Annotated in this window: 19 protein-coding genes and 1 tRNA gene; 14 read left to right on the top strand and 6 right to left on the bottom strand. The window is 72.3% G+C overall.

Going from position 1 to position 19,926, the window contains the following annotated elements; translation table 11 throughout:
* The first annotated feature begins 10 nt into the window (after window positions 1-10).
* Window positions 11-883, top strand: coding sequence for a 3'(2'),5'-bisphosphate nucleotidase CysQ family protein (locus tag BMY19_RS25015; RefSeq protein WP_091682800.1), 873 nt, complete (start codon window positions 11-13; stop codon window positions 881-883).
* Here BMY19_RS25015 and BMY19_RS25010 read toward each other — a convergent pair.
* A complete protein-coding gene (locus BMY19_RS25010) occupies window positions 864-1,442 on the bottom strand; it encodes a YHS domain-containing (seleno)protein (RefSeq protein WP_100253278.1) in 579 nt (192 codons plus the stop codon). The two genes, BMY19_RS25015 and BMY19_RS25010, sit on opposite strands and share 20 nt — an antisense overlap.
* A gap of 157 nt (window positions 1,443-1,599) precedes the next feature.
* Here BMY19_RS25010 and BMY19_RS25005 point away from each other — a divergent pair, with 157 nt between their 5' ends.
* The 13 genes from BMY19_RS25005 to BMY19_RS24945 all read left to right on the top strand — a co-directional run bounded on the left by BMY19_RS25005 (window position 1,600) and on the right by BMY19_RS24945 (window position 15,063).
* Window positions 1,600-2,226 carry a DUF1134 domain-containing protein gene (locus tag BMY19_RS25005; RefSeq protein WP_020094371.1) on the top strand — a complete coding sequence of 209 codons (627 nt, stop codon included), beginning with the start codon at window positions 1,600-1,602 and terminating at the stop codon, window positions 2,224-2,226.
* 147 nt (window positions 2,227-2,373) lie between these two features.
* Window positions 2,374-3,096 (top strand): hypothetical protein, encoded by a 723-nt coding sequence (locus BMY19_RS25000; RefSeq protein ID WP_042671737.1) that lies wholly within the window; start codon window positions 2,374-2,376, stop codon window positions 3,094-3,096.
* 143 nt (window positions 3,097-3,239) lie between these two features.
* A complete protein-coding gene (locus tag BMY19_RS24995; protein WP_020094369.1) occupies window positions 3,240-3,542 on the top strand; it encodes a hypothetical protein in 303 nt (100 codons plus the stop codon).
* 168 nt (window positions 3,543-3,710) lie between these two features.
* Complete coding sequence (locus BMY19_RS24990; RefSeq protein WP_056530018.1) at window positions 3,711-4,058, top strand: hypothetical protein; 348 nt, start codon at window positions 3,711-3,713, stop codon at window positions 4,056-4,058.
* Window positions 4,059-4,225: 167 nt separating this feature from the next.
* Window positions 4,226-5,494 (top strand): diaminopimelate decarboxylase, encoded by a 1,269-nt coding sequence (gene lysA, locus BMY19_RS24985; protein ID WP_100253277.1) that lies wholly within the window; start codon window positions 4,226-4,228, stop codon window positions 5,492-5,494.
* On the top strand, window positions 5,491-6,351 hold the full coding sequence (locus tag BMY19_RS24980) for a glycosyltransferase family 2 protein (RefSeq protein WP_170863039.1): 861 nt from the start codon (window positions 5,491-5,493) through the stop codon (window positions 6,349-6,351). Before lysA ends, BMY19_RS24980 begins: the two co-directional genes overlap by 4 nt.
* Window positions 6,352-6,363: 12 nt before the next feature.
* A tRNA-Ser gene (locus BMY19_RS24975) sits at window positions 6,364-6,455 on the top strand.
* Between the two features lie 658 nt (window positions 6,456-7,113).
* Window positions 7,114-7,362, top strand: a complete 249-nt coding sequence (locus BMY19_RS24970) for a CsbD family protein (protein WP_244535010.1) — start codon at window positions 7,114-7,116, stop codon at window positions 7,360-7,362.
* Window positions 7,363-7,546: 184 nt separating this feature from the next.
* Window positions 7,547-10,090, top strand: coding sequence for an HWE histidine kinase domain-containing protein (locus tag BMY19_RS24965; RefSeq protein ID WP_100253276.1), 2,544 nt, complete (start codon window positions 7,547-7,549; stop codon window positions 10,088-10,090).
* Window positions 10,091-10,336: 246 nt separating this feature from the next.
* Entirely contained in the window at window positions 10,337-12,205 is a 1,869-nt protein-coding gene (locus tag BMY19_RS24960; RefSeq protein WP_170863038.1) for an ATP-binding protein, read from the top strand.
* Between the two features lie 466 nt (window positions 12,206-12,671).
* Window positions 12,672-13,946, top strand: a complete 1,275-nt coding sequence (locus BMY19_RS24955) for an MFS transporter (RefSeq protein WP_100253275.1) — start codon at window positions 12,672-12,674, stop codon at window positions 13,944-13,946.
* A gap of 26 nt (window positions 13,947-13,972) precedes the next feature.
* The gene (locus tag BMY19_RS24950) at window positions 13,973-14,701 is read left to right on the top strand and encodes a phosphatase PAP2 family protein (protein WP_091682788.1); all 729 of its coding nucleotides are present in this window, start codon (window positions 13,973-13,975) and stop codon (window positions 14,699-14,701) included.
* Between the two features lie 179 nt (window positions 14,702-14,880).
* On the top strand, window positions 14,881-15,063 hold the full coding sequence (locus BMY19_RS24945; RefSeq protein WP_056529492.1) for a hypothetical protein: 183 nt from the start codon (window positions 14,881-14,883) through the stop codon (window positions 15,061-15,063).
* Here BMY19_RS24945 and BMY19_RS24940 read toward each other — a convergent pair.
* From BMY19_RS24940 to BMY19_RS24920, 5 genes are all read right to left on the bottom strand, one after another.
* Window positions 15,060-15,476 carry an ester cyclase gene (locus BMY19_RS24940; RefSeq protein ID WP_091682786.1) on the bottom strand — a complete coding sequence of 139 codons (417 nt, stop codon included), beginning with the start codon at window positions 15,474-15,476 and terminating at the stop codon, window positions 15,060-15,062. The genes BMY19_RS24945 and BMY19_RS24940 overlap by 4 nt on opposite strands.
* 438 nt (window positions 15,477-15,914) lie before the next feature.
* Window positions 15,915-17,450, bottom strand: a complete 1,536-nt coding sequence (locus BMY19_RS24935) for a GMC family oxidoreductase (RefSeq protein WP_244535009.1) — start codon at window positions 17,448-17,450, stop codon at window positions 15,915-15,917.
* A gap of 23 nt (window positions 17,451-17,473) precedes the next feature.
* Window positions 17,474-18,418 (bottom strand): alpha/beta hydrolase, encoded by a 945-nt coding sequence (locus BMY19_RS24930; RefSeq protein WP_091928349.1) that lies wholly within the window; start codon window positions 18,416-18,418, stop codon window positions 17,474-17,476.
* A gap of 103 nt (window positions 18,419-18,521) precedes the next feature.
* Window positions 18,522-19,400, bottom strand: a complete 879-nt coding sequence (locus BMY19_RS24925; RefSeq protein ID WP_100253274.1) for a pirin family protein — start codon at window positions 19,398-19,400, stop codon at window positions 18,522-18,524.
* Window positions 19,401-19,605: 205 nt separating this feature from the next.
* Window positions 19,606-19,926 (bottom strand): transposase (locus BMY19_RS24920; RefSeq protein ID WP_139215691.1); only part of this gene is annotated, 321 nt, incomplete at its 5' end.

Below are 19,926 nucleotides of genomic sequence, written 5' to 3'. Positions count from 1 at the left end.
GGGAGGCATCATGACGGGCGCGGCGACGATCTCGGGACCGGAGCGTGAGCGGATCGCCGCGGCGCTCGCCGAGATCGCCTGCGCGGCGGGGGAGATCCTGCGCCGCTACCACCGAGGCCCCTGCCCCCACGCCCTGAAGCCGGACGGCTCGCCCTCCAGCGCCGCCGACGTCGAGGCCGAGGACCTGATCGTCGAGGCCCTCGCCGGGCGCTTCCCCGGGATCGCGGTCGTGGCCGAGGAGCGCGCCCAGAGCGACGCGACCCGCACCGCCGACCTCTTCTTCCTCGTCGATCCCCTGGACGGCACCCGCGACTTCCTCGCCGGGACGCCGGACTACTCGGTCAACATCGCGCTGGTGTCGGGCGCCCGCCCGGTGGCGGCCGCGCTGGCCGCCCCCGGCCTCGGCCGCGTCTGGTGGGCCGGACCCGCGACCCTGGAGGGCCCTGTGATCGCGGGCCGGCCGGGGGCCGGGCGGCCGGTCCGCGCGCGGGCGGCGCCGGGGACGGGCCTCGTCGCCCTGGGCAGCCGGCGGCACGGCGATCCCGAGACCGCCACCTGCCTGGCGGCGCTGCCGGTGGTGGAGACGCGCCAGGTCGGGTCCGCCCTGAAGTTTGGGCTGATCGCCGCAGGCGAGGCCGACATCTACGTCCGCTGCGGCCCGACCATGGAATGGGACACGGCCGCGGGCGACCACATCGTCGCGGCGGCGGGCGGCTGCGTGGTGGTGCCGGGCGGCGGCCCGATCCGCTACGGCCAGCACGGACCCGATCACCGCAACGGTCCCTTCGCGGCCCTCGGGGACCCCGCCCTGGCCCCGCGGCTCGCCCTGCCGGCCCGCGCGAGCGACCGGCCGGCGGCGGCGCTCAGCGCGGCGCATCCGTAGGCGGCACCTTGGGCGAGGCGTCGGGCGAGGCGTCGGGCGGGACATCCTGCAGGCGGCGCACGGCCGGCCAGGCCGCCTCCGCCTGCCGGGCAAGACCGGGCTCCGCCAGGAACCGGGCGCGGCGCCTGGCATCCCGGAACAGGTAGAGGCGCTCGTCGATCACCGCGAAGACCAGGGGATCGGCGTCCACCAGCCGGCCATCCAGGATCCCGGCGGCGTCGTAGCCCCCGAGACGCGGCGCGTAGGCGGGCGGGTCGTCCCGGAAGGCGGCGCGGTTGGCGCTGCTGGAGAAGCGCCAGACCTGGCCGCCCCAGGACAGCTCGAACCGGGCCAGACCGGCCTGCGGCCCGCCCTCCAGGAAGTAGCTGACCGGGTCGAAGCCGTTGAGCGTCAGCAGCTCGATCCGCGTCCGGGCCGTCAGGCCCTCCTCCGCGGCGGCGCGGCCGGGGGCCACCGCCGGCAGGGCCGCCAGCGCGGCTGACAGCGCGGCTGACAGCCCCACCGCCCGCGCGAGCGTGAGCGCCGCCCGCCGGACGCGCGCGCCCGACCGCCCGGCCATGCGGACTGCGGGGTCAGGACGCGTTAACCACATCTTGCGGATTCCCTCAGAAGCTGGTCCGACTCATCCGCCCGGCGCGGCCTCTGCCGGCCCGGCGGGACAGAGCGGCACAGGTCCATCGCACGAACCGTTAATCGAACCGGGCGAGGAGGCAACGATGACGGCACGAGACGATCGCGGCACCGACCGCCGCACCCTCCTGCGCGCGGGCCTCGGCCTGGCGCTGGGTGCGCCCCTCGGCGGCTCCCTCCTCGGAGCCGCGGGCGCGGCCCGCGCGGCCGGCGAGGATCTCGACACGCCCGAGACCTTCCGTCCCGGCGAGATCGTGGAATCCGGCCACCGGTTCTTCGGCACGGTGTCGCGCGGCCTCGCGCTCACCGTCGAGGAGGCGGGCCGGCGCTGGGGCGAGCCCAACGGCTACATCCTCGGCCAGGAGGGCGGCGGCGCCGTGGTGGCGGGCGTCCGCTACGGCGAGGGCACGCTCTACACCCGCAACGCCGGCAAGCGGCGCATCTACTGGCAGGGCCCGTCCCTCGGCTTCGATGTCGGCGGCGACGGCGCCCGCACCATGATGCTGGTCTACAACCTGCCCAACGTGCGCGACCTGTACCGCCGCTTCGCCGGCGTCGACGGCTCCGCCTACTTGGTGGGCGGCTTCGGGATGACCGCGGTGGTCAACGACCGGGTCATCGTCGTGCCGATCCGCAGCGGCGTCGGCGCGCGGCTCGGGATCAATGTCGGCTATCTGAAGTTCACCCGTGAGCCGACTTGGAACCCGTTCTGATCCGATCGGATCCGCGAGGGCGTCGGAACGCGTTCTGATTGACCGGCCCCGCGGGATTTCACCCTCGCGGCCAACCTGGGCTAGAGTGGAGTTGGGTCGGGTTTTCCGGCCGGATGCGCGGGCTGCACCCTCGTGATCGAAACGGTGATGATCTTCGCGCTGGGCTTCCTGGCGGCGAGCCTGTGCGGCCTGCTGCTTCTGCCGGCCCTCAATGCCCGCGCCGCGCGCCTGGAGCGTCGGCGGGCCGAGGCGCGCCTGCCCCTGTCGCCGGCTGAGATCGCCGCCGAGCGCGACTTCCTGCGCGCGCAGTTTGCCGTGCAGCAGCGCCGGTTGGAGCGCCGGGTCGAGACCGTCGAGGCGCGGCGGCAGGCCGACATGGCGGCGATCGGGGCCGGGACGATGCGGGTCGCCGCCCTGGCGCGCGACGTCGCTGCCCGCGACGCCGAGATCGCCCAGGCCCAGGCCAAGACCCGGGAGCTGGAGACCGAGCTGACGCTGGCGCGGGAGGACGGGAGCGCGAGCCTCGCCACGCTCCAGGCTCTCGAGGACGCCCATGCCGACCTGCTCGACAGTCTCCTGGCGCTCCGGCAGGGCGCGGCGCCGGCACCGGACGCCGCCGCGCTGGCGGCCGAGCGCGACGACCTGCGCGCGAGCCTGAAGGCGGCCGAGGAAGCTTTGGCCCTGACCGTGGCCGACCGCCAGAACGAACGCCACGACCGGGCCGGAAACCTGTCGCCGGACCGGCAGGCCGGCATCGAGCGCGAGAACGCCGATCTCCGCCGGCGAATCGTCGAGGTCGCCGAGGCCCTCACGGCCCCGGGCCGGATGCCGCGGACCGCGGCGGCGATGCCGGAACCCGAGCGGGTCTGAGCCGATCCACCCCCGAAACGGGGTTCGGCGACCGGAACGCAACCGAAAACCTGCGATGACTGCCTTGTTTCGACCACGCAAAGGCATCATCGCATCGCCGACGCGTCCTGCATTCACAACTTCGACAGATGGTACGGATACCCATGCGCCTGAAGCCGATCGTCCTCGCCGTCGCGGCGGCCGTTGCCCTGACGCTGCCGGCAGCCGCGCAGCAGACGAAGCGCGGCAACGAGACCCTGAAGAAGTACTGCACCGGGGACTACCTGACCTATTGCGGCAACCTGGCCCCCGACGATCCGGCCACCGATGCCTGCTTCCAGAAGAACTGGAAGAAGCTCAGCGAGAACTGCCGCCGGGCGATCGACGCCTACGAGGCCGAGCAGCAGCAGAACGCCCCCGCCAAGAACCGGCAGGGCTCGCAGGGCGGCAAGGAGCGGCGGGGCTGACGCCTTCCGGCTGTCGAGGCCGGGCCGGGAGCCGCGGGAGCGGGCCCCAACCATGCGCCGCGGCCGGCCTGTGGCGGACGGGCGCTCGCGCCGGGACGCGGCAACAGCTAAGGTAGCGCTCCCGCCGGCCCTCGCGTGCCGGTGCCGAGCCCGCCGGACCCTCGCGCGATGTTGTCGAAACCCGCCCTGAAACTCCTCGCCGTGTCCGGCCTCGTGGCCCTGGCGGCTTCCGCCTGCGGGCGGCGGGGTGCGCTGGAGCCGCCCCAGACGGCGGCCCCGCGGGCGGGTGCGCAGGCCAGCGCGGACGCGCCGACCGGGCGGCGGACGCTGCCGGTCTCGGTCGGCCTCGGCGGCGGCGCCCCGGAGCCGGACCCGGCCTCGGTGCGCGCCGGCGACGAGCTCTCCGCGGCGGCGGTCCCGCCGGGCGGCACCGAGGCGCCGGTCGAGACCAGCCGCGGCGCGCGGCGCGGCTACCGGGTGCCGAAGGAGCCTTTCATTCTGGATCCGCTGCTGTAGAGGGCGGAGGCCGGAACGCCGTCGCGGTGCCGCGCGCCCGGTGACCCCGCTCGGACTCGGTCGGACCCCGCCACCGGCGCGCGCCCGCCGCGGCCTGCGGCGGGGTGTTTCACGGGAAACAGCCCGCGCTCCGGCGGGACGAGACACGGCGACGAGACACGGCCGAGATGCACCATTTCCACTATCGCGACGGCCGCCTGCACGCCGAGGATGTCGACCTGACCGGCCTCGCCGCGGAGGTCGGCACACCGTTCTACTGCTACAGCACCGCCACGCTGGAGCGGCACTTCCGCGTCTTCGCGGAGGCGTTCGCGGCCGACGACGCGCTGGTCTGCTTCGCCATGAAGGCGAACTCGAACCAGGCCGTCCTGCGGACCCTCGCGGCCCGGGGCGCCGGGATGGACATCGTCTCCGGCGGCGAGCTGCAGCGGGCCCTGGCGGCCGGCGTGGACCCCGGCAAGATCGTGTTCTCGGGAGTCGGCAAGACCCGCGCCGAGATGGAGGCCGCGCTGAGGGCCGGCATCTTCTGCTTCAACGTGGAGAGTGAGCCGGAACTCGCGGTCCTGTCCGAGGTGGCGGTGGGCCTCGGCCTCCGCGCGCCGGTCTCAGTCCGGGTGAACCCCGACGTGGACGCCGGCACGCACGCCAAGATCTCCACCGGCAAGTACGAGAACAAGTTCGGCATCCCGATCACCCGGGCGCCGGCTGTTTACGCCGCTGCGGCCGCCCTGCCGGGGGTCGCGGTGCACGGCGTCGACATGCATATCGGCAGCCAGATCACCGATCTGGCGCCCTTCGCCGACGCGGCCCGGCTGCTCGCTGGCCTCGCCCGGGAGTTGCTGGCGGCCGGCCATCCCCTGCGCCACATCGATTTCGGCGGCGGCCTCGGCATCCCCTACCGCGACGACAACGCGCCGCCGCCGGACCCGGCCGCGCTGGCGGCGACTCTGCGGCCGCATTTCGCCCCCCTCGGCCTGCGGCCGGTCTTCGAGATCGGCCGGATGATCGTCGGCAATGCCGGGATCCTGCTGACGCGCGTGCTTTACGTGAAGCACAGCGAGGGGCGGACCTTCGTGATCGTCGACGCGGCGATGAACGACCTGATCCGCCCGACCCTGTACGAGGCCTATCACGGCCTGCGGCCGGTCATCGAGCCGGGTCCCGAGACGCCGCGCCTCGTCGCCGACGTGGTCGGCCCGGTCTGCGAGAGCGGCGACTACCTCGCCCTCAACCGCGAGATGCCGGAGGTGAGGCCCGGCGACCTGATCGCCGTGATGAGCGCCGGCGCCTACGGGGCGGTGCAGTCCTGCACCTACAACACCCGGCCGCTGGTGCCGGAGGTTCTGGTGCGGGGCGACCGCGCGGCGGTGGTCCGCCCGCGCCTCGACGTCGACGCCCTGATCGCCCTCGACCGGGTGCCGGACTGGCTGGCGTGAGCCGCGCTCCGGAGGGCGCCGCCGCCCCCAGGCCGCTCCCGGGACCCGACGGGCCCCTGCCGCTGTCGGTCTTCATCATCGCCCACAACGAGGTGGACCGGATCGGCGCGACGCTTCGGGCGGTCCGCGGCCTGACCGACGACCTCGTCGTGGTCGATTCCGGGTCCACCGACGGCACGCAGGCCCTGGCGGAGTCGCTGGGCGCGCGGGTGCTGCACCATCCCTGGCCGGGCTACGGCCCGCAGAAGCGCTTCGCAGAGGAGCAGTGCCGGCACGTCTGGCTCCTGAACCTCGACGCCGACGAGGTGGTGCCGCCGGAGCTGGCCCGGGAGATCCAGGGCCTCTGGGCCGCGGGCGAGCCGCGCCGGCCGGCGTGGCGGATCGGCATCGCCGAGATCTTCCCCGGCGAGGGCCGGCCGCACCCGCTCGCCTACACGCTGACGCCGGTCCGGCTCTACCGGAAGGACAAGGGCCGCTACGCCGCCTCGCCGGTCCACGACCGGGTGGCGCTGGAACCGGGGGTGAAGCCGGGCCGGCTCCGGGGCGTGATCCACCATTTCTCGGTGCGCTCGCTCGGCGACCAGCTCGACAAGCTGAACCGCTACTCCGACCAGCAGGCGGACGACTTGGAGTCGCGGGGCGTGGTGATCCCGACCTGGCGGGTGTTCGTCGAGCTGCCGGGCAATTTCCTGAAGGCCTATCTCGGCCGCCGCCACTTCGTGCGGGGCACCTACGGCTTCCTGACGGCGATGAACTACGCGATCTCGCGGCATCTGCGCGTCGCCAAGCACGTCGAGCGCCGCCGCGTGGCCGCCGCCCGCCAGGATCGGGTTGACCCGCCGGATCCGACCTTCTAGAGCCAGAGCGCCGGAGACGTGGCCGAGCGGCTGAAGGCACTCGTTTGCTAAATGAGCATACCCAGAAATGGGTATCGAGGGTTCGAATCCCTCCGTCTCCGCCAGCACCGCTCAACTCGATCTAAGTCGCTGGAGTGACAGCGATTTTCCGCACGTCGAGTTTTGATTTCTCCCCGCGGAAACTGGCTCGGCCAACGGCCGAAGGAATGCCCACTCGGCGCGCCCGATCTTCACGACGGCGTGTGATTCGAGCTTGAGCGGAGGAACGACTGCTTCCTGGCTCGCTTGCGAAGAGCTCCGTCCGAAGAAATGTGATCGACCGAACCGTCGCATCCTGCTTCGGCAGCATTCTCTGCGAGACCTGACTGCCCGGGTCGCCAGATCGTCAGCGTAGGTACCGACTCCGAGAACCACGCCGCGCCGGTGCCGTCGTGCTGCCTGCGATCCGGAGGCGGGATGATGTCACCCGGCATGCGCGTCGGATTGCTCCGTCCGGGTGGCGTCCAGGCGGGTACGCCGGCTTCGGCACCGGCTGACGTGGGCGTGGTCGCGTCCGAAGGAGCCGCACTGAACAGGCGCGCGCACGAGGGCGAAGGCACATCCCTAGCGGATCCCACTCGCGCGGAGCGCCCTTCCCCACCGGGCAGTCGAGACTTGGCCGTCGCGTCGATCCGTGCACCCGCTGGGCACGCGTCAGGACCCTCCCGTGACCGTGACCAGCCGCGCGGAACGGCGCCCGGGCGAGAGCCGTTCCCGATCCCCGTGGCCGCCCTGGTCGCGAAGGCCTGGTCGCGAAGGAGAACCGCCAGGAGCAGCACCACCGACACGATCAAGGGCCTGGCCAATGAGGCCGTCGGCAACGTGAAGCAGGGCATCGGCAGCGTGACTGGCAACGACAAGCTGAAGGCCGAGGTCAAGGCGCAGGAACTGAAGGGCGAAGCCCAGAAGACGACCGGGAACGTCAAGGACGGCGCCAAGCACGTGGCCGACAAGCTCACCGGCAAAGTTTGATCCGGCCGCCCGGAGCGGTTCCACGCTCCGGGCATCCCGAGGTCGCGGCAACGCGTCGAAGGAAAGGATCGTGGGTGCTGGCAGAGGCCGGTCCTGCAACGCCCGCGCGCCGTGCCGCGTTGATCTGCGAAGACAATATCCGAACCGCAGCCGGACCCTTGCCTGCGCGCAGCATCGTGGGCCCATGGACCAGTTGAACGCGTCGCAACCGACGCCGGAGATCGACCTCTCGTCCTGCGACCGCGAGCCCATCCACATCCTCGGCGCGGTGCAGGGGTTCGGCTTCCTCATCGGGGTCTCCCCGGACTGGATCGTCACCCGCGCCTCGGACAACATCGCGACCTGGCTCGGCCAGGGTGCGGCGGCGCTTCTCGGCCTGCCCCTCGATGCCGTCCTCGACCGCGAGGCCATCCACACCCTGCGCGGGCACCTGCAGACCCTGCGCGGGCCGGACGCCGTCGACCGGGTCTTCGGCCTCCGGCTCGTGCCGGGCGGCGAGCCGTTCGACGTGGCCCTCCACCGGTCCGGGGACACCATCGTCATCGAGGCCGAGCCGAGCGCCACCGAACACCTCAGCGCCGGCAACCTCGTGCGCAGCATGGTCACCCGTCTCCAGCAGACCGTGGGGTTCGACCCCCTCTGCCGCGAGGCCGCCCGCCAGATGCGGGCGCTGACCGGGTTCGACCGGGTTATGGTCTACCGCTTCGCCGCGGACCATTCGGGCGAGGTCATCGCCGAGGCGGCCCGGTCCGGCCTCGCCCCCTACCTGGGGCTGCACTACCCGGCCTCCGACATCCCCAAACAGGCCCGCGCCCTCTACGCGCGCAACTGGCTGCGCATCATCGCCGACGTCGACGACACCGGCGCCGCCGTGCTGCCCCCGCGCGATCCGGCCGGCCAGCCCCTCGACCTGTCGCTGTCGACCCTGCGGACGGTCTCGCCGATCCACCTCGAATACCTGCGCAACATGGGCGTGGCGGCCTCGCTGTCCGTGTCCATCCTGCGCGACGGTCGCCTGTGGGGCCTGTTCGCCTGCCACCACACCGAGCCGCGCCACATCTCCCTCGAGCGCCGGACCGGCGCCGAGCTGTTCGGCCAGATGTTCTCCTGGCTGCTGGAGGCCCGCGAGCGGCAGGCCGACGCCGAGCGCGAGGTCCGTTCGCGCGAGTTGCACAACCGCCTGCTGGGCGCGCTGGCCACCGGCGGCACCAACCTGGAAAGCCTCTCCGACTTCCTCGACGACCTGGCGGCGATCCTGCCCTGCGACGGCATCGGCCTGTGGGTGAACGGCGAGATCACGCTCCAGGGCTCGACCCCGACCGCGGAGGAGTTCGCCGGCCTGGTGCGCTTCCTCAACCGCACGGCCGCGAGCAAGGCCTACGCGACCGACGAGATCGGGCGCGTCCACGAACCGGGCCGCGACTTCACCGAGCGGGCGGCCGGCATGCTCGCCATCCCGGTGTCGCGCACGCCCCGGGATTTTCTGGTCTACTTCCGGCGCGAGGTCTCGCGGACCGTGACCTGGGCGGGCAACCCGGTGAAGCCCGCGACTCCGGGGCCGAACGGCGTCCGCCTGACCCCGCGCAAGAGCTTCGAGGCGTGGCGCGAGACCGTGCACGGGCGCTCGCTCCCCTGGGCCGAGGTCGAGATGCGGACCGCCGAGGCCCTGCGCATCACCCTGCTCGAGGTGATCCTGCGCCTCACCGACTCCGCCGAGAAGGAGCGCAAGGTCGCGCAGGAGCGTCAGGAACTCCTCATCGCCGAGCTCAACCACCGGGTCCGCAACATCCTGAACCTGATCCGCGGGGTGGTGACCCAGAGCCGGCCGGCGGACGGGGCGGACAGCGCCTTCGCGAACACGGTCGGCGACCGCATCCAGGCGCTCGCCCGGGCGCACGACCAGATCACCTCGAGCAACTGGGGACCGGGATCCCTGCGCGACCTCGTCATGCTGGAGGCCGGCGCCTACCTCGGACCCAAGGCCGGCCGGGTCGTGCTCGACGGCGCCGACGTCCTGCTGGAGCCGCAGGCGTTCTCGACCGTCGCCCTGGTCGTCCACGAGATGATGACGAACTCGGCCAAGTACGGCGCGCTCTGCGACAGCCTCGGGCGGGTCGACCTGCGCTGGGAGCGGGACGCCCTCGACCACTTGGTGATCCGATGGCGCGAGACCGGCGGCCCGGCCGTGCGGGCGCCCACCCGGCGCGGCTTCGGCACGACCATCATCGAGCGGTCGATCCCGTACGAACTCAAGGGCGAGGCGGAGGTGCGCTACGAACTGGCGGGTGTCGAGGCGCGCTTCACCATCCCCCCGGCCTTCGTCCAGAACGCCTCACGCGCCGCGCCGAAGGCTGTCAGGGCGGTTCACGCCGAGGCGCTGCGCGGTCTCGCGGGGTCCGTGCTGGTCGTCGAGGACAACATGATCATCGCCCTGGAGGCCGAGGAGTTGCTCACGTCGCTCGGCGCTACGAACGTGGACATGGCGTCGTCGACGCGCGAGGCGCTCCGCCTGATCGACACGGCGCCGCCGGCCCGGGCCCTGCTCGACGTCAACCTGGGCTCCGAGACCAGTATCGCCGTCGCGCGCAGGCTGTTCGAACTGGGCATCCCCTACGCGTTCGCCACCGGCTACGGCGACGGCTTCCGCATTCCGGAAGACCTCGCCGCCGTGCCGGTGGTGAAGAAGCCTTACGGGGCGGAGGACCTCCTGCGCGCCTTCCCGGCTTGAGCCCGCGAGCCGGTGCTTGGCGGGTCGGTGATCGGGTTTCCGGTGGTCGGGGCGATGTCGGGCGCGGCGCCTGGCCCGAAGGCGGGGTGAACGACGGCGGTTCGTGAGTCACGGCGCCGGGCCCGAAAGGTCGAGGGAGGCGTTCGAGACCCGGCAGGCCGGAGCACCCGAGACCGCGCCCCGCGCGCCTGTCGCGCCACGAAGCCGGCGAAGCCGCCGGCAGAGAGGGCGTCGTGGATCCTGGGCATGATGGGCACGGGAAAGCTCCGCGCGCGTCGGCCCCGTCGAGGACCCGCTCATCGTGCAGTCCGGACCGAAGCGCGGTGGCTGGCCGCGCCAGCTGATCACCCGCTCTGCGTCGACCTGATCGGGGAGAACGACCTCGGGGCGCTGTGCGGCAAGATCGTCGATGCCGCCGTCAGGATCACCAGCTCGCAGTTTGGGACGATGCAGCGGCTCTGCCCGCTCAACCATCCGACCCATCCCGGCCACCTCGAACTGCTGTACGCGCGCGGACTGACGTCTGAGGCCGAGGGCCACTGGGCCTGGGTCGATCCCAGGGCGATCATGAGTTGCACGGCCGCGCTGAGGCTCAGCGCCCGGTCCGTCGTCCCGGATTTCGAGGCGTGGGGCGACATCGCCGGCACCGACGACCTGCTCGCCTTCCGCCGCGCCGGCATCCGGTCCGCCCAGACGACGCCGCTCCTATCTCGGGACGGCGGGCTGCTGGGGATGATATCGACGCACTGGGTCGAGCCGCACGAGCCGACCGACCGGGATCTCCGTCTGCTGGACATCCTGGCCCGGCAGGCCGCCGATCTGCTGGAACGGACCATGGCGGAGGAGGCCCTGCGCGCGAGCGAGGAACGGCTGCGGCAGTCCGAGGCACGTCTGCGCGAGCTCAACGAGACGCTCGAAGCGCGTGTCCGGGAGCGGACCGACGAACTCTTGGCTGCCGAGGGTCAGCTCCGCCAGATGCAGAAGATGGAGGCCATCGGGCAAGTGACCGGCGGCCTGGCGCACGACTTCAACAACCTGCTCGCCGGCATCTCCGGCTCGCTGGAGATGATGCAGACCCGCATGGGCCAGGGCCGGCTCGGCGACGTCGGGCGCTACATGTCGGTCGCGCAGGGGGCAGCCAAGCGCGCCGCCGCGCTGACCCACCGCCTGCTCGCCTTCTCGCGGCGCCAGACCCTCGACCCGAAGCCCACCGACGTGAACCGGCTGGTGGCGGGGATGGAGGAACTGGTCCGCCGCACCATCGGGCCGCAGGTCGCCCTGGACGTGGTCGGGGCGGCCGGCCTCTGGCCGACGCTGATCGACCCGACCCAGCTGGAGAACGCGCTGCTCAACCTGTGCATCAACGCCCGCGACGCGATGCCGACCGGCGGGCGCATCACCATCGAGACGGGCAATCGGCTCGTGGATCCGTCCTACGCGAGCCGCTACGACATACCCCAGGGCCAGTACCTCTCCGTCTGCGTGACCGACACCGGCACCGGCATGCCGCCCGAGGTCGTGGCGCGGGTGTTCGAACCGTTCTTCACGACCAAGCCCCTGGGCGAAGGGACGGGCCTCGGCCTGTCGATGATCTACGGCTTCGCCCGACAGTCCGGCGGCCACGTCCGCATCCAGTCCGAGGTCGGGCTGGGCACGACCGTCTGCCTCTACCTGCCGCGCCACCACGGGGAGGCCGTTGCCGAGGACGGCGCCGGCGAGGCCGCCCGGCTGGCACGCGTCGGTCTGGGGGAGACCGTGCTGGTCGTCGACGACGAGCCGTCCGTGCGGATACTGGTCGTCGATCTGCTGACCGAGAGGGGCTATGCCACCGTCGAGGCCGCCGACGCCGCCGCGGGGCTCACAATCCTCCAGTCCGACGCGCGCATCGACCTGCTCGTGACCGACGTCGGCCTGCCCGGCGGGATGAACGGACGCCAGATGGCGGATGCCGCCCGCGGACGCCGGCCGGACCTCAAGGTGCTGTTCATCACCGGCTACGCCGAGTGCGCGGTCATGGGCGGAGGCAGCCTCGGGCCGGACATGCGGGTGCTGACGAAGCCCTTCGCCATGGACGCGCTCGGCACGCGTATCCGGGATCTCGTCGCCGAGGCGTGACGCCGGATTTGCCCACGAGGCAGGTCCCAAGGTGACGGTCTCGGGCGACCGGGAGGTCGAGCCCGGACTTGCGATGCGGGGCCGGCTCCGGGTCTCGCATGAACCACCGCCAACGAGCCACCCTCCGGGAGCAGCGCGGGCGCGGGGCTGGGCCTCGGATGCCGGGGCTCTCGCCCCCCGACGGCGACGGCCTCGCCGCGGCGGATTCCGGTGCGCGCAGCCACGCTCCCTCCGGGGCATGACAGCCGGTCCAGGCCGGGACGCGGATGCTTGTCGTGTTTCGCCAGCAGGTCCGGAGGCTCAACGCGATAGGCCGGGACGGTCGCGTGCGTCGCGGGCTTCGGGTGGGTCGGCGCCGCGGTCGCCGGGCCGGAGCGCCTCTACCGGCGGTCACGCTCATTCGGGGCGGGGTCACCTCGGTTCGGTGCCGCGCCGCTCTAGGTTGGCTGAAAGGGGAGCAGACCGCATGGAGCAGGACATCGGCGAGGGGGAGCGGCCGCCCGCTTCGCGACGGCCATCCGTCTCCAGGTCCCTGGACCTCCTCAACCTCCTGCTCATCGACGTGAACGGGGCGATCAAGCCCTACCTCAACGTCTACCTCTACGTGCACCGCGGCTGGAATGATGCCTCGGTCGGGCTGGTCAGCACGGTGTCGGGCATCGTCGGCATCGTGGTGCAGACGCCCATCGGGACCGCCATCGACGCGGTGCGCGACAAGCGCGTGATCCTGCTCGGCGCCCTGGTCGCGCTCTCGCTGGCCACGCTCCTCGTCGCGCTCTTCCCGTACTTCTGGCCCGTGCTCGCGGCCTCCTGCGTGCTGGCCGCCGTCGGGGGCATGCTGAGCCCGGCCATCGCGACGCTCACGCTCGGCCTGTTCCCATCCGACCGGATCGCCGGGCGCTTCGGCCGCAACGCCGCCCTGGAGCGGACCGGGAACGTCGCCATCGCCGTGCTGATCGGGCTCGTCGGCTGGCTGTTCCCGGACCGCGCGGTGTTCCTCTTGGTCCCGGCCTGCGCCATCGTCTCGGCCGCGGCACTCTACTCCATCCCGCGCGATGCCATCGACGCGCGCCGGGCCCGCGGCGGCGGCGAGGGGGAGCAAGCCCCGGCCCGGTGGCGGACCCTGCTGACCTGCCGGCCGCTCATGGTCTTCGCGGCCTGCGTAGGGCTTTTCCATTTCGCCAACGCGCCGCTGCTGACCCTCGTCGCCCAGGAGATCGGACAGGCGCGCCCGGACTGGTCGTCCGTCATCGTCTCCGTCTGCATCGTCGGCGCGCAGGGAGTGATGGTGCCGATGGGGCTCATCGTCGGCCGCCGGGCCGAGCGCTGGGGTCGCAAGCCCTTGCTCGTGATCGGCTTCGCCGCGCTGCCCGTGCGCGCCTTGCTCTATCTCGTCTGGCGCGACCCGTACTGGCTGATCGCGGTCCAGTGCCTCGACGGCGTCGGTGCCGGCCTGCTCAGCGCGGTGAAGCCGCTGGTCATAGCCGACATCACCCGAGGAACCGGCCGCTACAACGCCGCCCACGGCCTGATCGGGACCGTGCAGGGCGCCGGCGCTTCGCTGTCGTTCGTGATCGCCGGAACCTTGGTCCAGCAGGCGGGGTTCGATGCCGCCTATCTCGCGTGCGCCGCCGTCGCGGCGGTCGCGCTCGGGGTGCTCGTGACGCTGCTGCCCGAGACAATCCCGGAGAAGCCCCGGAGAAGCCTCGGGGCGGCCCGGCGGCGTGGCTGCGAGCGTTGAGACCTGGCACGGCTTGAGGAGGAGTGGTGAAAGATCGGATTTCCGGCCGGGGCGGCCGGCGGCTCACCGCGACGCTGGCCGTGCTCCTCTCCCTTGCCCTGCCCGTCACCGCCGCGACGCTCCACAGCACCTACGTCGACCCGGCGGCGATGGCGCTGCAGCGCGTCCTGCCGCCCCCGCCCGAAGCCGGCTCGGAATCGGCCAAGGCGGACATGCAGGCCGTGGAGGCCGCGGTCCGCGCCCGCACGCCCGACGACGAGCGGCGCATCACCGCGAACCTGCCGTGCACCCTCGACCGCTTCACCGGTGTGCTCGGCCCAGCCTTCACGGCGGAGACGATGCCGGACACCGCGGCGCTGATCGAGAGTGTGTTCCAGGACGGGGAACTCGCCGTGCTGGCGGCGAAGGCCGCCATCGCGCGGCCGCGGCCCTACACGGTGAAGCCGGACCTCGCCACGTTCGGACATCGCTCCGACAGCACGTCCTACCCGAGCGGCCACGCCACGTTCGGGTATCTCGCGGCCACGGTGCTGTCGCGCCTCGTGCCCGAGAAGCGCCAGGCGCTGTTCGCGTTCGCCGAGACCTATGGGGAGAACCGCGTGATCGCCGGCACCCATTTCCCGTCCGACCTCGAAGCCGGCAAAATCGCCGCGGCCGTCATCGCCGAGGCGCTGTTCCACGACCCGCGCTTCGAACGCGATCTCGCCCGGGCGGCTTCTGAAGTCGCGGCCCAGGGCGGCGCCTCCGGTCGGTGAGGCGAAGGCTCCTGACGCAGGATCACGAAGGCGGGAGGCGGGTTGCGGGGCGAACCCGCCTGTCCAACCGCGATCCCAGGCAATCCTGGGCACCCGCGCACGGGCCCTTGCCGCACCCGACCCAGCCCCGGAGATGGGCCGCCCGACATCCGAGCCCCGAACGACAGGAGACCGCCGGCATGTCTCACGTCACCGAGGAGAAGGCCGCTGATGGGCACTTCATGGTCAAGGTCGCCGGTCGTGCCGTCACGGAGACCTGCGAGAAGCGGCAGGCCAGGAAGCTCGTCCGCGCGATGCGCATCTGTCGGGCGGCCTCGTCACGCTGTTCGGCGGAAGACGAGGCTCGCCGCTGCGATGGCTAAGCCCAGCCGAGCTCTCTCACGGCCCGGGCGTCGTTCCAGATCTTCGTCAATCCGATGATGCGGTCCCCCTCGAACTGCATGACATACACGTAGTCGGTCGACGTGGATTTGCCCGTGGGCGGGCAGGGTCCGCCCTCGCCAGTGTGGGTCCCGTGGAAGACCCCGTAGGCCGTCACGTTCCGGCGCTCCTCGTCCGTCGCGAAGGAACGCACCTCGTACCGACCGTCGGGGATGAAGGTCAGGAGCCCCTTCATCCACTCCGTGTAGTCCTGCAGGGAGGTCACGCCGGCCAGGGCATCGGCCTGGGCGGAGAAGGTCGCATGCGGGGCACAGTAGCGCGCGCACGCCTCCCAGCCTCCGCCGGTCTCGCAGGCGTCGAAGAAGGCCTTTGCTACCGTCGTGATGTCGCCCATGCCTGGATCGCCCTTTTCCATTGCCGGAAGCGCCGATTGTAGCGGACGCCGTCCGCGCAAGCACCCTCTGCGAGGGTCTGCGCGGACGGTCATGCGGCTGGCGCCGCTTCCGACCGTATCGCGACGGTCAGGAAGGCGCCTCGTTCGAGGCAGCCGCGCCATGCCCCCCGCTCCCGTGCGGGAGCGGGTTGGGGCAAGACGCTTCGAGGTCGAGCGCGCCATGTCTGTGACCGTTCTCGTGTGAAGCCGGGGGAGGCGGTGGGCCGGACGTGCCGAGGCGCGTGGCCCGGCTTCTCGAAGGCGGCGTCCCGACTTCGGCCGTCCCCCGGCCGAGCGCTCGAGCGCTCTCCGCCGAAGTGGATACCGGTTCGGCGTAAGAGAGCGCGTCGAGACAAAGGTTTAGAGCCGTGCCCGATTGCAACGCGATCGGGCACGGCTCTAGCCGAACCTCCGGCCGATCGCCTCGGCGAGCATGATCGTGGTCACATTCGTCGGCGCCGAGACGATGTCGGGCATGATCGAGGCATCGACGACGCTCAGGCCGTCCACCCCGCGCACCGCCCCGCTCCCATCGACCACTGCCCACGGGTCGTCGCGGCCGCCCATCGGGACGGAGGAGGTCGGGTGGGCGTAGCCGTCGACTGCCGAGAGCACGGCTCGCCGCAGCGCGTCGTCGTCACGGACATCGGGACCGGGATACAGCTCCGCCGCGACCACGTCGCTGAACGGGGCCGTCCGGCCGATGCGCCGCGACAGGCGCACCGCTTCCAACATGCGCCGCAGGTCGGCCGGGTCCTCGAAGAAGTTGTAGCGGATGAGCGGCATGGCGCGGGGGTCGCGGCTCGCCAGCCGAACCGAGCCGACGGACCTCGGCAGCGTGACCGAGCAGGCCAGTACGATGGCCCCGCCGGTCGGGCTCTGCGCCGGATCGAAGATGTGCGTCCCCGAGATGTGAAGGTCCAACTCGTCCGGGGCGGCCTCACGCGACCGCGTCCAGATGATCGCGCCCGCGACCGGGTCCATCGCCCGCACCTCCCGCTTGAGCGCGTAGACGTTGTAGTAGAACGGATGCTCCTTGAGCCGCTCACCGACCGGCGCGTCCTGCAGCACGGGAATGTCGAGGTCGCGCAGGTGCGCCGCCGGCCCGATGCCCGACCGCATCAGGATGGCGGGGCTGCCGAATGCCCCGGCCGAGAGGATCACCCGTCCGGCCTCCACCGTCGCGCCGTCCAGAAGCCGGAGGCCGCGCGCCCGCCGGCCGTCGAACAGCACGGCGTCGACCTCGGCGCCCCCGACGATGGCGAGATTCGGTCGGCGCCGAACCTCCTCAGTCAGGTAGGCCATGCCCGTGTTGACGCGTCGGCCCTCGACCACGTTCAGCGGGTAGGGCGAGACGCCGTGCTGCTCCGCGCCGTTGAAGTCGGCGATGCGGGACAGGCCGGCCGCCTCCGCGGCCAACACGAAGGCGCGCATGGAGGGGGTGATCTCCTCCATCGTGCGCTGGCGGATCGGGAAGGGCCCGGAGCGCCCGCGCCGAGCGTCGTCGCCGGCCGGCGTGTTCTCCAGTGCCTTGAAGACCGAGAGCACCTCGTCCCACGACCAGCCGTCGAGACCGCGCGCGGTCCAGCGGGCGAAATCGGACGGCCGCGCCCGCATGGCGACCGCGGCGTTCACGCCGGAGCTGCCGCCGAGCACCTTGCCGCGGATCGCGCGCACGTCGTGGCCGAGGCCGGAGCGGTCCTGGGTGTGGTAGCCCCAGTCGTGCGCCGCGTCGCCGCCGACCCGGTTCGCGTTCGCGATGACGTCCGGATACGCCCCCGGCGCGTAGGCCGGTCCGGCCTCCAGCAGAAGAACCGTCCGGTTCGGATTCTCGCTGAGCCGGCGCGCGAGCACGGCGCCCGCGGAGCCTCCACCGGCGATGACGACGTCGAAGGCCTGATCCGGGATGGGGGCGCGGGTGGGCATGGTGGACATGTCCTCTTCGAGAGCGGCGATGGTCAGGATGCGGAGGCGCGGCGCAGGAAGGCGGCGGCTCGGTCGAGGGCCCGGCGGCTGCTGTCGAGGTGGGCGACGTCGAGCTGGAAGACGTGATGCAGACCCTCCCAGACTTCCAGCCACACCGCGACGCCAGCCTGTTCGGCGCGCCGGGCGTAGCGCGTCGCGTCGTCGATGAGGCGCTCGTCGGTGCCGACCTGGATCAGGAGCGGGGGCAATCCGCGCAGGTCGCCGAGGAGCGGTGAAGCCAGCGGGTGGCGGACATCGCGCGCGCCGGCATACTTGCGCGCGCAGTCCTGCAGGTACGCACGGCCGATGAGCGGGTCCTGCACCGAAGGATCGTTCATGGAGGGGCCGGACAGCGTCAGGTCGGTCCAGGGCGAGAAGACGACGCCGGCCACCGGCGCAGGGCCGCGCGCGCGCAGGGCGAGGCTCGCCAGGGTGACGAGGCTCAGCCCGCCCCCGGCCGAGTCCCCGACGACGGCGATCCGGTCGTAGCCTTGGCCGATCAACCAATCCCAGGCAGCCAGCGCCGCCTCCGGGGCAGCGGGCAGCGTCGCCTCCGGCGCCAGAGGATAGTCGATGGCGAGCGCGGCGACGCCAGCCCGGCTCGCGATCTGGCTGACGAAGCCGCGATAGGCCGCGGCCGTGCCCTGGACGTAGCCGCCGCCGTGCAGGAAGAGGATCGCCTGGCCGGGCGCGGCATCCGCGGGGCGCACCCACCAGCCGCGGATGCCGGCCTCGTCCACGGGGTCGAACGCGACGCCGTCCGCGCGCGGGCTGCCGGCTATGAAGGTGTCGTAGACGGCCCGCGGCTCTCCCGTCGCGTTGCCCCAGAAGCGCGCGAACAGGTCCCGCAGGGCGTCCTCGCGCCGCCGTTCATCGTCGGCGAGCGGAATGGTGATCGTCCCTGGCGCCGGATCGGGGCCGAAGGTGTCGTCGCGCATCGCAGTTCCCGCTGGTGCATCGGCCCGACCGCCGCCGGGCAAGGCTCCGCCGTCCGCGCGTCGCTCGGCGCCGCGCGGGGTTCGTGTGTCGGACGATCGGATCTCAGGCCGGGATGCGGCCGAACGCGCCCCGGGCGTAGCCGGCGAGCGCGCGCTCGACGTCGGCGACCGTGGACATCACCAGCGGACCGCGCTTGACGAAGGGCTCGCGGATCGGCCGCCCGGCCATCAGCACGACATGCGCAGCCTCGGCGGCTTCGAGGATGATCTCCGCGGCGGAACCGGCGCCCATTGCCAGGGCGCCGCCCTCCGGCAGGAGGCGCTCCTCCTCACGGCAGCGGACGGTCACGCGCCCCGACACGGCGTAGATCCAGGCTTGCCGCCCCTCGGGCAGGGCGTGGGCGAAGGCGCCGCCCGGCTGTAGGAAGCCGTCGAGCAGTGTCATCTCCTCCGGGGTGCCACCCGCGCCGACAACGTCGCCGCTCTGCCCCAGGACGACGCGGACGCGATGGCCGCGGCCTTCGAGGACCGGGATGTCGGCCGCGCGAACGTGCAGCGCGCGCGCCGGCTGCGCCTTGAGGCGCGCGGGCAGATTGACGAAGACCTGCAGGGCGTGGACCCGTGCCCCTTCGGCCGGCCTCTCCTCGTGCGCGGCGCCCGACGCCGCCGCGAGCCAGTAGAGGTCGCCCGGCTCGAGGGAGACGTCTCGGCCCAGCGTGTCCCGGTTGAGGAAGTGGCCGGTCGCGTCCTCGAACATGACGGTCACGGCCGAGATGCCGGCATGGAGGTGCGGCTCGAAGGTCGGCCCCGTCATGACGAAGTGGTCGACCATCAGAAGCGGGTCCATGCGCCCGTCGAAGACTTCCTCGGAGAAGTGCGTCGCGGAGAAGTTCGAGCCGATGCGGTGGGGCTCTCCGAGAACGGTCTCGCCGAGCCTCGGGCTGAGCGCGTCGGCCCCGTGGATGGTCTCGAGAGCTGTCATGTCCTGCCTCGCTGCGTGGATGTGCCGATGGTGTGGCGACAGACGCTGGCCGAGAAGGCAGCTATTTTCGGACCTATCGTCCGATCGTTTGGACGCCGGGATCCGGCATCCGGTGGCGCTCGCGGCGGATGGCGACCGGCCCCGGCCCCGCGCACCCTCGACCGACCCCGTCGAGATCGCCCGCGCCTAGGGCGTCTCTGCAAAGTCATCTGAGCCAGAGCATGGTCATGCCGAGCGTGACCATGGCGAGGTAGTTCGCGGCTCGCTTCTCGTAGCGGGTGGCGATGCGGCGATACTGCTTGAGCCGGCCGATCAACCGCTCGACCTTGTTGCGCTCGCGGTAGGCGGCTTTGTCGAAATCGAGCTGGCGGGGCTGATCCTTGCGGGTGGGGATCACCGGCTCGACCCGGCGTTGTCGGAGGCGACGACGGGCCGGCGGACTGGAGTAGCCCCGGTCGCCTGCCATCCGCCGGGGACGTAGGCGCGGGCGGCCCCGCCCTGGACGTGGCACCGCGCCCTTGTCCAT

The sequence above is a fragment of the Methylobacterium sp. UNC300MFChir4.1 genome (genome assembly GCF_900110155.1).
Lineage (GTDB): Bacteria > Pseudomonadota > Alphaproteobacteria > Rhizobiales > Beijerinckiaceae > Methylobacterium.
Note: the sequence above shows the minus strand (reverse complement) of the source record. Positions and strands in the feature narration are given on the sequence as shown.